Origin of the sequence: Cognaticolwellia aestuarii (genome assembly GCF_002000025.1) — a bacterium.
GTDB classification, from domain to species: domain Bacteria; phylum Pseudomonadota; class Gammaproteobacteria; order Enterobacterales; family Alteromonadaceae; genus Cognaticolwellia; species Cognaticolwellia aestuarii.
The window spans coordinates 59973-73850 of record NZ_MUZV01000004.1; the positions used below are offsets into that span (position 1 = coordinate 59973).

Below are 13878 nucleotides of genomic sequence, written 5' to 3' on the forward strand. Positions count from 1 at the left end.
TTTAAAAAGCAATAACACCTAGTAGTGTGATCAACAAAATAAATGTCGTTGCTTGCCAAAATTGTGTTGGATAACGTTTTATAAAGGGTAGACTTTGATATGCTTGCAACACATCAATATTAGGTTTATTGAGATCCGTAAGAAATTCAGAAAAGGCTTGATAACGTTCTTTTGGATTGGCTTGTAAGGCTTTTTTCAAGGTCAAATCTAGCCATAAAGGTAATTCATTACGATAATCTTTAATACTGCGATATTGCCATAAAGGGTAGGCTTTTACTGTTTCATGGCTCGATGCCATCGGCTTATAAGGTAAAGATCCCGAAAGCATTTCATAGCAAACTACGGCAAGTGAGAATAAATCACTTTGGTGGTCGGCATGCATCTTCAGTAATGTTTCAGGTGCAATGTAATTCAGCGTACCTTGCGGCACAGTCTCTGGCAGGCCAGCTGTCACTTCATCTTGAGCAGCAATTAAAACCGTGCCGTAATCAATTAGCGTAATATGCCCAGAGGCATTAATCATAATGTTATCAGGTTTTAAGTCTCGATGGACTAAATCAAGACGCTGAAATGCTCGCAGCGCACTCACTATTTGACTAACGATATCACGTACCTGAGCAATAGTTGGCTTGGGATTATCGTGCATCCATTCACTTAAGGGTTGGCCATCAATAAACTGACAAACATGATATAGCGCCTTGCTAGGATTCGGGTTAGTAATAACCTGCATAACATTTCGATGCTTTATCCGCTCTCCCACCCAGCCTTCTCGCAAAAAGCCCTGAATATAGATAGCGTCGTCGATAAAGTTCATCGAAGGCACTTTTAATACTAATGGTTCTTCGTGATCTGCATGCTCGACTAAATACAAATGTGAACGCACGCTGGCATGCAATATTTTCTTAACCTTATAGCCATCGAGTTTCTGACCCACTTGCAGCGCTGGAGGTATTATTCTCGCCAACAAGTATTGCTCAATCTCGGCAAGTTCTCGCTTAGGTGTCGCATTAATATATACCAACACACAACTTACGTTGTCCTCACTACCCGCTGCGATTGCTTGTGTAACAATTTGCAAACTCACTTGCTCAAGCATGGCTTTATTAGGCTGCTTTGGTATTGTAGATAATACCTTGGTAAGTTGTTGGCCAGATATATGCTCATGGACACCGTCACTGGTCAACAAAAAAATATCTCCAACATTCACTGCTAGCTGGTATTGATCAACTTTTAAATGGCTGTCAGCACCCAATGCTCGGGTAAGTAAACTGCTACCGAACCCTTGCTTTTGATTATGATCGCGGGTAATAACGTGATATTCGCCGTGACAATATTTACCTACACGAGTGTCTCCAACGTGGAAAATATAAGCGCTAGTTGATTTGACAATTAAAGCAGTGAAGGTGGTTAACCATTGTGTAGTGTGCTGCAGATTATTTTCATGCCGACTGTTAACATCAGAATCTGACCCCATAACTCCTTGAGAAAACAACCACTGATTTAAACTCTTTAACACTTTAGCCGCTGATTTATTCGTCGACCAAGATGCTGTCGTTGCATAATACTCTTGAATAAATTGTATGACTGACAATTGCGCCGCTTGAGCCGCATGGCTAGCACTTGAAACGCCATCGGCAATCGCAACAACGATGCCCTTTGACTCTCGTTCAGCGACACTCGGTTGCAAGGCAGCAAAAGCATCTTGGTTTTCAGCTTTTGTGCCAGCTTGAGATGCGCCGCCAATAGTAACCGCTAATGACAAGCTCGTAACACTGGTTTGCTTGGCACTACTATCCTTTACAGCCTTATTATCTTTTGGATTTTTCATCATCTGACTAGCTGACACTAATAAGCTCTACCGTACCATCTTCATGTACCTCAGCAATACTACCTTTAGGTTCTTCCATAAATAATAAAGCGATAAAACCTATAACAGCAGTTGCAGCAATGACTAAGAAAAATTGACTATACGGCAAGAAAGTGAGCACCGTTAAATAAACAACTGCACCGACATTACCATAGGCTCCTGTCATGCCTGCTATTTGACCTGTTAAGCTACGCTTAATTAATGGTACAGCCGCAAAAACCGCCCCTTCACCTGCCTGCACAAAGAAAGAGCACAGCATCGCTGTTACTACTGCTAATGCTAGTGGCCAAGCCTCTGAAATCAACGACATAGCAAAATAACCACAAGCTAAGCCTGCCGTTAGAATTAGCAGGGTTTTCTTACGGCCAAACTTATCGCTTAGCCAACCACCACCAGGACGTGACATTAAATTCATAAAGGCATAAGTTGACGCTAACATGGCAGCAAACACCATATCTAAAGCAAAGGTTTCAGCAAAAAATAATGGCAGCATAGAAATCACCGCAAGTTCAGAGCCAAAAGTAGCGAAGTATAAAACATTCAGTACCGCAACTTGTTTAAATTTATATTGCTGCGCAGGTGGAATAATTGACTTAAAAACCTTTATATTCACTTTATAGGTTTGAATTAACTCGGAAATGAACAAGGCAAATAGCGCTAAATAAACCAAAATAGCACTTTGCTCTGACAGTAAGCTCACCCCACTTGGCGACAACTTCCATGTGAGTAGCGCCAACGCACCATACATGGGTAATTTCATTAAAATTAAAAGGTAAAAATCATTGCGACTAGTGACCAACATTGCACCGCTACTTTTAGGCTTAAAATAAGTAGAACCTTGCGGAGTATCTTTGACATTAAAATACCAAATAACACTAAAAACCAAACTAAGCATGCCCGTCAATGCCACGGCGTAGCGCCATCCGTCTTCGCCACCAAAAAATAACGCTAAACTGGGGAGTAACATAGCGGCAGCGGCTGAACCAAAATTGCCCCAACCACCATAAATCCCCTCAGCCGTACCGAGTTCATTGGCTGGAAACCACTCACTGACCATGCGAATACCAATAACAAAACCGGCACCAATAAAACCTAGTAAAAACCGTGATAACGCCGCCTGCTCGAAATCGGTAGCGAGTGCAAACATAAAACAAGGAATGCTACACAATGCCAACAATATTGCATAAACAAGCCGAGGACCATATTTGTCAGTTAACATACCTATGATTACTCGTGCAGGAATGGTAAGTGCGACATTTAATAATAATAACGTTTTAATTTCGGCACTGGATAAATTTAGGCTATCCGCTATTACCGAAAGTAACGGTGCATGATTAAACCACACAGCAAAGGTAATAAAAAATGCCATCCAACTTAAGTGCAGCACTTTCATCTTACCGACAAATGAAAATATTTTAATCCCTGCAGGATCAGACATATAAATTTCCTTAACTAACTGAGCGAAATGAAACTAGAGCTAAGCAATCTTAATACCAGTAAAAAAATAAAATTTTAAGCATTACAATTCAGTAAGATACATAAAAAGTGAGTTAAAAAATCAAAAGGTACGATAACCGTTAATCACCTTAATAGGGCTTATTGCACACCAAAGGTGCAGGTCATTGCTTGAAAGCATTCAACTTCCTATTCCTTTTTAACCCATTAATAAGTAATTAAATTAACAGTTTAATCCAAGGGGTTGCGATAACATTGGATCTCCGTTAATAGGGGTGTTATCATGCCGCGCCTTTTTTAGCTAATTAATAGCAGTTAAAAAAGGAACAGGTTGTTTTTGGTCGCAAAAAACAACAACTTTTAATTATTAAATAATGGATATAACCATGACTGATTTATTTACATTGGATGCTGAAGTACGTACAGATTTAGGGAAAGGTGCGAGCCGCCGCCTACGTCACGCGAACAAAGTTCCAGCGATTTTATACGGTGAAGGCCAAGAGCCTGTTTCTTTAACGTTAGAGCACAAAAATGTTTTCCGTGCACAACAAGAAGAAGCTTTTTACTCTCACGTTTTAACAATCAACGTTGACGGTAAGCCTGTTGAGTGTCTTTTAAAAGATATGCAACGTCACCCGTTCAAGCAAGTTGTAATGCACTTAGATTTCTTACGTGTTGATGCAAAACATGCTGTACAAGTTAATGCTCCTATTCACTTCATCAACGAAGATGTTGCTGAGAAAAAAGGTGGCGCTATGACTCACCACGTGAATGAAATTGCAGTAACATGTTTACCTGCTGACATTCCAGAGTTTATTGAAATTGATGTTGCTAACTTAGAAGTTGGTCAAACATTGCATTTATCAGACATTACGTTACCGAAAGGCGTAACTTCTGATGAATTAGCAAAAGGCGAAAGCCATGACCAAGCTGTTGCTACATTGAATGCTCCTAAAGGTGCAAGCGATGACAGCGCAGATGAAGCAACTGAAGAAGCTTCAGCTGAGTAAATATTAATTTACTCCTGATGATAAAGCTTAAAGGGATATTGTGTTATACATGCCCTTTAAGCTTTTTAGATTTATAACAAGTAGTTTAATGATACTTGAAATTATCGACCTTAAGTTTGAACAACAAGAGTAAACTATTAGATGACGATTCAATTAGTAGTCGGCTTAGGAAATCCAGGCTTAGAATACAGTAAAACCCGTCATAATGCCGGTGATTGGTTCGTCCAAGAGCTTGCTTCACGTTACAACATTTCATTAAAGCCAGAAAAAAAATATTCAGGTCTCTATGGTAAAGGATTAATTGCCGGACAATTAGTTCATCTTCTTATACCAACCACTTTTATGAATTGTAGTGGTAAAGCCGTAGCTCCATTAGCCAACTTTTTTCGCATCCCCGTTGAAAATATTTTAGTCGCTCATGATGAACTCGATATGTTGCCAGGTGTTTGTAAGATCAAACAAGGTGGTGGGCACGGCGGTCACAATGGCTTACGCGATATTATTGCGTGCATGGCAAATAACAAAGAATTTTATCGGTTACGCATTGGTATTGACCATCCAGGTCATCGCGATCGCGTCACCGGGCATGTGCTTGGTAAAGCACCGGCCAACGAACAAAACTTAATTGACCAAGCGATAGACGAAGCTGCGCGCTGTTTTGAAATTTGGCTAAAAGACGATATTAAGAAAGCTCAAAATCGTCTACATTCTTTTAAAGCGCAATAATCGCTATTGCGCCAACATTATAGGTAAACATCATGGGATTTAAATGTGGTATTGTTGGCTTGCCCAACGTCGGAAAATCAACACTTTTCAACGCGCTGACAAAAGCGGGCATTGAAGCTGCTAACTTCCCCTTTTGTACAATTGAACCTAACACAGGTGTTGTACCCGTTCCAGATCCACGCTTAGATGCACTTGAAAAAATTGTTAACCCTGAACGTGTTTTAGCAACAACAATGGAGTTTGTTGATATTGCAGGATTAGTTGCTGGCGCCTCTAAGGGCGAAGGCTTAGGTAATAAATTTCTTGCTAATATCCGCGAAACAGATGCTATTGGCCATGTAGTGCGTTGTTTTGATAATGACAACATCATTCATGTTGCAAATAAAGTAAGTCCTGCTGACGATATTGATGTTATTAATACTGAATTAGCTTTATCTGATATGGATACAGCAGAGCGTGCTATTACGCGTTTAGCTAAAAAAGCTAAGGGTGGCGATAAAGACGCAAAATTTGAGATGCCAATATTAGAAAAAATACTTAAGCATGTTGAAGATGGTCATATGGTTCGCTCTCTAGAGCTGAGCAAAGAAGAGAAGGCAGCGGTTGCTTACTTAAACTTCTTAACCATTAAGCCAACCATGTACATTGCCAATGTAAATGATGATGGCTTTGAAAATAACCCTTATTTAGATGCTGTACAAAAAATAGCTGACGAAGAAGGCGCTATTGTAGTTGCTGTTTGTGCTGAGATAGAAGGCGAACTATCTGAAATGGATGATGAAGACCGTGTTGAGTTTATGGCAGATCTTGGTTTAGAAGAGCCGGGCTTAAATCGCGTTATCAATGCCGGTTACTCATTACTGCATTTACAAACCTATTTCACCGCTGGTGTAAAAGAGGTTCGCGCATGGACAGTTAAGCAAAATGCTACCGCCCCTCAAGCTGCGGGTGTAATTCATACTGACTTTGAGAAAGGCTTTATCCGAGCTGAAGTCATCGCATATGAAGACTTTATCGAATTTAATGGTGAGTCTGGCGCTAAAGAAGCAGGAAAATGGCGTTTAGAAGGTAAAGAATACCGTGTCAAAGACGGTGACGTTGTTCATTTTAGATTTAACGTCTAAGTTTACTTCATAAAAACAAACGAAAAGAGAGCTAAGGCTCTCTTTTTTATTAGCCCTTATTTCTCCTTTCCTTAAAGTTACTGCACCAACCTACGAATTACATCGTAATAAAGCTATTCTGAAATTCCTAACTACATTAAAATAACGGCCAGTTTTATTCTGCCAAGAGCAATCATTGAAGAACAAAACTGGCAAAGTTTAACTTTCAGGTTAGACTTTCTAAAACAACAATATCAATATTTTAGGAATACTATGAAAAAAACTATTTTAGCTTCGCTAGTGCTTGCAACTGCAATGCTTTATACACCACAAAGTTCAGCCTTTGACGAAAGCATGTCATTACGTATCTGCGAGTATGTCTCTATTAATGATAAAAAACGCCTACGTAAGTATTTAAAGTCAAATAAAGTTAAGGTTCGCTCTATCTTTGACAGCATTCAATGTAATGGTGTCAACTTACTCGAGTTTGCAGCAACATCAAACGCTCTTGATGTTGGAGAATATTTAATAGGTAAACTTCCTGTTAAAACTGTAACAGAGAACTTAGCCTCTATTAAAGCAAGCTCTGCTCACTTAGCAAAAGTAGCAAACGAAAGAATTAAATAAACTTTTAACAACAATCAAAAACAAGCTCATTAAGTGAAAAGCTTAATGAGCTTGTTATTTTGAGATGTTTTTGTGCAGATATCCGGCAAATTGCACACTGAATAAGCAAACAAACAAAAAGTCGTATTTTTTTGATAAAAACGGTTGACGTAGCTCAATCAGATTTGCATAATACGCGCCACTTGCTGAGAGGCGAGATGGAAAGGCTACATAGCTCAGCTGGTTAGAGCACATCACTCATAATGATGGGGTCCCAGGTTCAAATCCCGGTGTAGCCACCACTTATCTCTAAGTAAGAATTGAAATGCGGGGTTGGCGGAATTGGTAGACGCGCTGGATTTAGGTTCCAGTATCGCAAGATGTGAGAGTTCAAGTCTCTCACCCCGTACCATTTCAATGTAACGAATTATGAAAATAATAAGTTACGAAAGTAAGTACATTGCTGGGGTATAGCCAAGCGGTAAGGCAGCGGGTTTTGATCCCGTCATTCTGAGGTTCAAATCCTCATACCCCAGCCACTTTCTTTTACTCTCTGTATTATTCGAAAGTTCATCAATGTTACTCACTTAATCATAGAAGTATCCTGTTGGGGTATAGCCAAGCGGTAAGGCAGCGGGTTTTGATCCCGTCATTCTGAGGTTCAAATCCTCATACCCCAGCCACTTTCTTTGATTACCTTAAATTCTCAATCAATAATTTTTACGAGAAAACTACCTAGTTATGCGGGGTTGGCGGAATTGGTAGACGCGCTGGATTTAGGTTCCAGTATCGCAAGATGTGAGAGTTCAAGTCTCTCACCCCGTACCATTTATAATAGCTTATTTAATTTCACACCTCGTTAAATCTAATAAAAATCCCTACACACGTAAAATTATAACTTTCTTTTTATCCCCTCTATTCATTACTCTTTATTCAAGCAATATATTGTTCAAATATCATAATATTTTATCCATTGAAGATTCATCGCTAGAAACAATACAAAAGAGCGACTCTCAAATCGAAGTATCAAAATACCCTGCCATTACTGCGCTTTACGTATGCGCTAATTCAGCATAATTTAAGCCGCTTCAGCCCCCTATTGGCCAGACCTTACTAACTAGTGCAAATGAGTCTCATGTAAACTCACTAGTGAGCTGCTTAGCAGCTTAAAAAACTAGCCAGCATTCATACAAAGTGAGGTTAAAAAAATCAAACCACTATATTTGAGCCTTTAATTGCCATTTTAGAGTATTCAAAGGCAATAGGCGTGAGATGAAAGAACGTGATGATCTGCAAATAACAGTTTTACACGCCCATTTCCCTAATTTTTTATAATAATGCTGACACTATACTCAGCATTATTATAAAAAGTTTTAGTGAAAATTAAGTAACGTTAGCAACAAAAGTAAATTCACTCTGTAAAACTATAGCCAATCTGCGTGAAGCCTATAGCTTAAGAAACCAAGTGGCTTTAAATACCACAAGCATAAGCGAGTGCTTTATTCTTTAATTGCGGTAACTTGTTTACCATAGTCAAGCCGGCATTACGAGCTAACTTAACTAAAGGTGAAACATGGCCAAATGATAAATATAAAGCATCCATTGTCGTCATCATTAACAAGTTATCTGTGCGCCTTTTCTGTTGATAACGAGCCAGTACATCCTCTTGGTGCCAAGACTCGCCATTTCCAATAGCTTGTGCAATAACATGCTGCAAAGCCTTAACATCTTTAAAGCCTAAATTGACACCTTGTCCCGCCATTGGGTTTATTGTGTGTGCAGCATCCCCAAGCAATAAAACACGCCCCTTGTGATACTGATTTGCATGACGCCTAGTTAATGGGAATGCCGCTTGATTGATAACTTCAATACGCCCTAATTTACTTGGAAAGTTTTGCATGATCTCTTGCTCTAGACTACGCGGAGACAAGGCTGATAAACGCTTTATTTCATCTTTAGCTTGATACCAAACTAAAGAGGCAGAATGACCAGGCATAGGCAACATAGCAAGAGGTCCTGTTTGAAAAAATTGCTGCCAAGTAATATCTTGTTGTGGCTTTTCAGTACGAACATTAATTAACATGGCTGATTGTGCATAATCCCAGCCTGTTGTTCCAATATGCGCCAACTTACGCACATATGAATTACCGCCATCAGCACCAACAACAATCTTAGTGCGTATACTTTGCGAAGCTAAGGTTAACTCGACTTCTGTGCTGTGCTGTTCAAGTTTAACCAAACTTTCAGGGCATAATAACGTGATGTTTGGATGTTGCTGTAATTTTTGCCAAAGAGACAGTTGAATTAAGCGATTCTCAATAATATGACCTAAGTGTGATTGCCCTATATTATTAGCATCAAATTCAGTATAACTAGACTCACATTCTGATACACCAAGGCGCTTGTATGGACACATTCGCCACTGTTTCAGTTGCTGCCACGCATCTAGTTGCTGTAATAACTGCTCTGAAGCTAATGAAATAGCGGAAACTCTTAAATCAAATGCTTGCTCTACAGAAAAAGCAGCCGGTGCCTTTTTTTCAATAACAGCAACCTTTAAACCTAATTCAGCCAATGATAAAGCACTCGCTGCTCCTACCATCCCTGCTCCAACAACTACACAATCAAATTGATTCATAATGATTTTCATAACTTTATTCAGATAAAGTTATTCTACCCAACCTGATATCGTAATTCGATATTTATATACTGGATTATTAAGTACCCTGACACTATGTGGCATTGGATGCGATAACTTTAAAACTGTTAGTGTATTAAACTTAGGTGAAATAACACGTTTATAAAACTTTATCTTTTTTGGATAAAGCTCTAACTGACCGCCAAACCTTTCTTGCCACCCAGTTGATAGCTGATAAATAAAAGCATACTTACCGGCACCGCCATCAGTGTGATAACTAATGAATTGCCCTTTTTTGAATGACGCAAAAAAGGTATCTTGCAACTCCCCCTTTATTAATTCTTTATCTTTAAACAATTCAACAACTTTATTACCCAAGTTTTGGTGCAAAGCTGACTGTTTATGTTGCTGCTGATATTTATTGCTTGAACGATAAAACGAGAAGGAAAATCGATTTCTTTTCAACGCCTTAATTGCTTGTGCATGTTTGGTGTTATCAATAACCTGAGTGGATATATTATTTTTTATCCGACTAAATGGTTGTGATGGAGCGCTTAATAGTCCCCACTTTTTAATATGTTGGCGCTGAATAATTTCACTTCTTAATTGTCGCGCTTCATTAGCAGGTAAAAACTGTTCAATGATTACAAAACCATTCTTTTCTAACGTGTCAGTCCATGTCATACCTAACTGTCCTTGAAAAATTGCCGCGCTAATAAACTGCAAAGCCTATAAAATCTTTGCGCGGCAGATGTATTAAACTTCGTACGAGAAATGCACCGTTAAACGTATAGATTTCAGCTCAACTAGTCGATAGTCAGCTTTTCATAGGCTTTATTAATCAAGGGCTGAAGAACTACTATGTTATTGTGAATAATTAACAAACACTCAATTACTATGATCAAAAAATACAGCAAAGGGTAATTAGTAGCTTAAACACTTTTCTTCGTTATAATCAAAATAGCTTAATCCTAAATTATATAAAAATACAACTAAAAAAAAGGAATGATTATGTCTGCATTACAAAAAGAAAGGCGCGTTGCTAAAGATATTAATTTAGTCTACGACTTATCAGAAAAGCCTAATTTAAGTCAGCTTAAAGCCCACGAAGACCGAGCGGTTGTAGCAAAATTAAAGGCCGACTTAGTACTACCTAACGATAAGATTTTAACTGTAGATATAGATTTTGATAGCACAAGTGGCTACCATGATAATGCCATCATGGTGATGGATGATTTTGGGGTCGAGATAATTGCCACGGCATTTGAAGTAAAATATGGAAAAGAACATGCAGATAAAGTGCGAAGAGCGTGGGCACGTAAACAAAATGATAGCGACCCTCGTAAGCCTACTTATCTGTTGGTACAAAAGCCTGAATCGGTTGAGAAAACACCAAAAATCTTTGCTTCTTGTGGTCAAGAGCGCCACCCGCCAAAAGAAGCACCAGCTAGCATTATCTAAAAAAATAAATAAGCCTTTAATAATCAAGCTAAGGCTGTGGCAATTATCATTGCTAATGCCTTGGCTTATATACTGTTCATCGACAACTGTTGCAAATGCACAAAATTTAACTCAACGCTTAACTACCAGTAATAGTATTGTACAAGACAGTAAAGGCTTTATTTGGCTATCAACAACTAATGGGTTAATTCGCTTCGACAGCGAAGATAAAATCATTTTTAATAGTAATAATAAAGATTGGCCGTTACCTTTTAATTGGATAAATGACATTTATCTCGTCGGAGATGACAAGTTATTAGTCGCGACGGAAACCCATAAACTATGGTTGTTTAACACCTCAAATGGCCGTGCTACTCAAGTTAATATCGCTATTAAAGAAAATAGCATTTATCAACTCATTGAGCATCATGGCTGTTACTACCTTTTTGTCCAAGATAAGCTCTATCAAGTAGACTCTACATCATTAGCCCCCCAATTGCTTTCTGGCAACATTGATATAAAAAAAATAAAAAGCACAATAGGAAACGTATATTTTTCAACAACAGAGGGTATTTACAAGCTATTAAATAACAAGCTAGTTTTAGTTGAAGCTGGTAGTGCATCTGCTATTGCATCGTCAGAAGATATGCTAGTTATTGCCAAAGAAAAAAAAATAATTACCCTCAATGACCAAGGTAAGCGTCAAACATTTTCTATTGATAACCCTATTTCGACTTTAGCTTTTGCTAATAGTAAAGACAGTGTTTTTGCGATTAATCAACGCGGTTATATCGAACACTACGCGCTAAGTGATTTCACGAAATTATCACATGCATTTCCAAATAATAAATTAGCTTTTGTTGATGAGCTATTTCATGACAATACTGGTGTTTTATGGCTTTTAACCAATCAAGGGGTTAAAAGGATGACACCTTCGCTCAATAAAAACCATAACAAGATATTTGACACCTCAATCAACTCGCTAGCGTTAACGGCACACAAGGATCAAATTTTAATTGGCAGTTATGGTGCAGGTTTACACGAACTTATGCCAAATAAATCTATATTGCCTAAAAATATCAATCAGGGTTTTAGCGCTAGAGGTAAAATTATTACCGACCTCTACAGCCATAAAAATGATGTCTATATCGCCACTTTTGATGGTCTATGGCAATACAGTGTTAATAAAAAACAACTCACACGAGTCAACTTTCCAAACAACAATAAGCTACTACTCGATCTTAGCTTTAAAGATAATCAGCTTTATTTAGCTAGTGACGCCAGTGGCGTCTATATTTTCGATTTAACGTCAAAAACGATTGTTAAGCATCTAGCAGATAATCACTTAAGATCGAACGAAGCGATTAATTCTCTACCATTAGCAGACGATATAATATGGATTGCAACCCCTGCTGGAATAGATATTGTCAACGCACGTAATAACGTCAGCCAAAAAATTAAAAGCTTAGGTGAAAATAAAGTAATTTCTTTATTGGCACATAACAATAAAGTTTTTGTTGCCACAAAGGGTGATGGTTTTTTTGTTTACAACTTCTCTGGTGAGCTATTAGCCCATTTTGCCAAAAATATCATTTTTGGCTACATGAGTGTTATCAACGATGAAATTTGGATATCCGGACGACCAGGCTTATACCAGCTTAATCCTAATAGCTACGAACTAAAGATGGTTGCAAATACCGAACAATACATATTTACTAAAAAGCCTATTTTATTGAATAACACTGTTTATGCTGCTCATTATGGCGGGGTGTTAGAGGTTGCTTTAAGCCAAGAAGAAACTATTAACTCTAGTGTTTATATCAGTAAAACCATCGCCTCAGGTAAGCCGCAACTATTAAGCAGTCCTATAAAAATAGCGTCATCAAATGATGTTGTCACCTTAGAATTAGCAAGTTTAGATTTTAGGCCTGGTCAAGAAAAGCAATTTAAGTATCAAGTTAACAATGGTGAGTGGAATGAGATTAATGGCAACCAATTAACACTAACGGGCTTATCTTCCGGTAACTATCACATTGAAATCATGGGGACCAATAGTTTAGGGCAATGGAGTGACTTCAAAGCCTATGCTGATATAGAAGTTGCTTATCCTTGGTATTGGCACCCAAATAGTAGAATCATCTACATCACACTGGTTACGCTAAGCTTGTTATTCATCTCCTGGTTATTATATCTACGTAGTCGTTCAATTAGTCATATTCATCAACTTTTAAATGAAGAAATGCAAACTCATGGTCAAGCCGCTGCAATTATTCGCCGTAAATTAAAAAAAATTCAAACGTTAATTAACCAAGAGAACGACGTTCAAGTCACTGTCAATAGCGACAAAACCCAACATACCAGTCACTATAACCAAGAAACGCTAACCCTGATAAATGATTGCCTTAAAGAACTTAACATCCAGCAAAACCATACTGAGCCTAGCAGTTTATCTGGCAGTTCTTTAACAATTGCACTGCCCTATCTAGCCGATTACTTTCATCAGCAATATCATGTCCTTGTATCGGTTCATTTAAACATTAGCTGTGAAAAAATTGAGTATGCAATTCAGAGTGCAATTTACAGCATAACTTATGAGGCGATATTGGCCGCGATTAACAATGGTGACGGAGGTGTTTTTGCCATACATATTAGCGAAACTAAAGACAAAATTTGGTTAAAAATAACCGATAACGAACAAAGTTTCGCGCAGTTTAATAGCAAAATTAATTTTGATATGGCGATGTATTATATTCGACAAGTGGCGAACAAATTTAACGCAACATTTCACACTTACGACAATCAAGAGCACGGTAGTGAAATCATCATTTCTATTCCATTGATGGAGCTCAATTTGACCTAAGGGTATGCCGAGAGTAGAAGCGATAATTAACATAATGGCAGAAATGTTAGAAATATATTTTTCTCTGATATTTTCTAAGCTAGCATCAAAGGCAAAGAAAGAGTAAAATACGCCCCCTTAAATTCTCTAGCAAAAACTAGAATCAATTTCATAGCAAAGATTAGGCGCGAATA

At 38.2% G+C, this 13878-nt stretch carries 10 protein-coding genes and 5 tRNA genes; 11 read left to right on the plus strand and 4 right to left on the minus strand.

Annotation, left to right across the window (positions count from 1 at the left end; all coding sequences use genetic code 11):
• Position 1: 1 nt before the first annotated feature.
• On the minus strand, positions 2-1831 hold the full coding sequence (locus tag B0169_RS07185) for a bifunctional protein-serine/threonine kinase/phosphatase (protein WP_235838510.1): 1830 nt from the start codon (positions 1829-1831) through the stop codon (positions 2-4).
• A 4-nt stretch (positions 1832-1835) separates the two neighbouring features.
• Positions 1836-3305: a NarK family nitrate/nitrite MFS transporter gene (locus B0169_RS07190; protein WP_077285295.1), complete on the minus strand. Its 1470-nt coding sequence runs from the start codon at positions 3303-3305 to the stop codon at positions 1836-1838.
• A gap of 403 nt (positions 3306-3708) precedes the next feature.
• On the opposite strand from B0169_RS07190, the gene B0169_RS07195 reads away from it, so the two are divergent.
• The 9 genes from B0169_RS07195 (at position 3709) to B0169_RS07235 (ending at position 7595) form a co-directional block, all read left to right on the plus strand.
• Positions 3709-4332, plus strand: a complete 624-nt coding sequence (locus B0169_RS07195) for a 50S ribosomal protein L25/general stress protein Ctc (protein ID WP_077285296.1) — start codon at positions 3709-3711, stop codon at positions 4330-4332.
• Positions 4333-4473: 141 nt separating this feature from the next.
• Positions 4474-5058, plus strand: coding sequence for an aminoacyl-tRNA hydrolase (pth, locus tag B0169_RS07200; RefSeq protein WP_077285297.1), 585 nt, complete (start codon positions 4474-4476; stop codon positions 5056-5058).
• Positions 5059-5090: 32 nt separating this feature from the next.
• Positions 5091-6182 carry a redox-regulated ATPase YchF gene (gene ychF / locus B0169_RS07205; RefSeq protein WP_077285298.1) on the plus strand — a complete coding sequence of 364 codons (1092 nt, stop codon included), beginning with the start codon at positions 5091-5093 and terminating at the stop codon, positions 6180-6182.
• A gap of 252 nt (positions 6183-6434) precedes the next feature.
• Positions 6435-6788, plus strand: coding sequence for a DUF3718 domain-containing protein (locus B0169_RS07210; RefSeq protein ID WP_077285299.1), 354 nt, complete (start codon positions 6435-6437; stop codon positions 6786-6788).
• Between the two features lie 204 nt (positions 6789-6992).
• Positions 6993-7069: transfer RNA gene (locus tag B0169_RS07215), tRNA-Met, on the plus strand.
• 25 nt (positions 7070-7094) lie between these two features.
• Positions 7095-7179: transfer RNA gene (locus tag B0169_RS07220), tRNA-Leu, on the plus strand.
• Between the two features lie 52 nt (positions 7180-7231).
• Positions 7232-7306, plus strand: a tRNA-Gln gene (locus B0169_RS07225).
• A gap of 69 nt (positions 7307-7375) precedes the next feature.
• A tRNA-Gln gene (locus B0169_RS07230) sits at positions 7376-7450 on the plus strand.
• A gap of 60 nt (positions 7451-7510) precedes the next feature.
• Positions 7511-7595: transfer RNA gene (locus tag B0169_RS07235), tRNA-Leu, on the plus strand.
• 643 nt (positions 7596-8238) lie between these two features.
• Here B0169_RS07235 and B0169_RS07240 read toward each other — a convergent pair.
• Entirely contained in the window at positions 8239-9405 is a 1167-nt protein-coding gene (locus B0169_RS07240; RefSeq protein ID WP_077285565.1) for an FAD-dependent oxidoreductase, read from the minus strand.
• Between the two features lie 30 nt (positions 9406-9435).
• Positions 9436-10089: a 2OG-Fe(II) oxygenase gene (locus tag B0169_RS07245; protein ID WP_085328662.1), complete on the minus strand. Its 654-nt coding sequence runs from the start codon at positions 10087-10089 to the stop codon at positions 9436-9438.
• Positions 10090-10416: 327 nt separating this feature from the next.
• Here B0169_RS07245 and B0169_RS07250 point away from each other — a divergent pair, with 327 nt between their 5' ends.
• Both B0169_RS07250 and B0169_RS07255 read left to right on the plus strand, forming a co-directional pair.
• Positions 10417-10866 (plus strand): hypothetical protein, encoded by a 450-nt coding sequence (locus B0169_RS07250; protein WP_077285301.1) that lies wholly within the window; start codon positions 10417-10419, stop codon positions 10864-10866.
• Positions 10867-10921: 55 nt separating this feature from the next.
• A complete protein-coding gene (locus B0169_RS07255) occupies positions 10922-13705 on the plus strand; it encodes a ligand-binding sensor domain-containing protein (RefSeq protein WP_077285302.1) in 2784 nt (927 codons plus the stop codon).
• The last annotated feature ends 173 nt before the right edge of the window (positions 13706-13878 follow it).

Coding starts and splice junctions, on each gene's coding strand:
- B0169_RS07255 (WP_077285302.1), top strand. CDS start 10,922: ATGCCTTGGCTTATATACTGTTCATCGACAACTGTTGCAAATGCACAA.
- B0169_RS07250 (WP_077285301.1), top strand. CDS start 10,417: ATGTCTGCATTACAAAAAGAAAGGCGCGTTGCTAAAGATATTAATTTA.
- B0169_RS07185 (WP_235838510.1), bottom strand. CDS start 1,831: ATGATGAAAAATCCAAAAGATAATAAGGCTGTAAAGGATAGTAGTGCC.
- pth (WP_077285297.1), top strand. CDS start 4,474: ATGACGATTCAATTAGTAGTCGGCTTAGGAAATCCAGGCTTAGAATAC.
- B0169_RS07240 (WP_077285565.1), bottom strand. CDS start 9,405: ATGAATCAATTTGATTGTGTAGTTGTTGGAGCAGGGATGGTAGGAGCA.
- B0169_RS07195 (WP_077285296.1), top strand. CDS start 3,709: ATGACTGATTTATTTACATTGGATGCTGAAGTACGTACAGATTTAGGG.
- ychF (WP_077285298.1), top strand. CDS start 5,091: ATGGGATTTAAATGTGGTATTGTTGGCTTGCCCAACGTCGGAAAATCA.
- B0169_RS07210 (WP_077285299.1), top strand. CDS start 6,435: ATGAAAAAAACTATTTTAGCTTCGCTAGTGCTTGCAACTGCAATGCTT.
- B0169_RS07190 (WP_077285295.1), bottom strand. CDS start 3,305: ATGTCTGATCCTGCAGGGATTAAAATATTTTCATTTGTCGGTAAGATG.
- B0169_RS07245 (WP_085328662.1), bottom strand. CDS start 10,089: ATGACATGGACTGACACGTTAGAAAAGAATGGTTTTGTAATCATTGAA.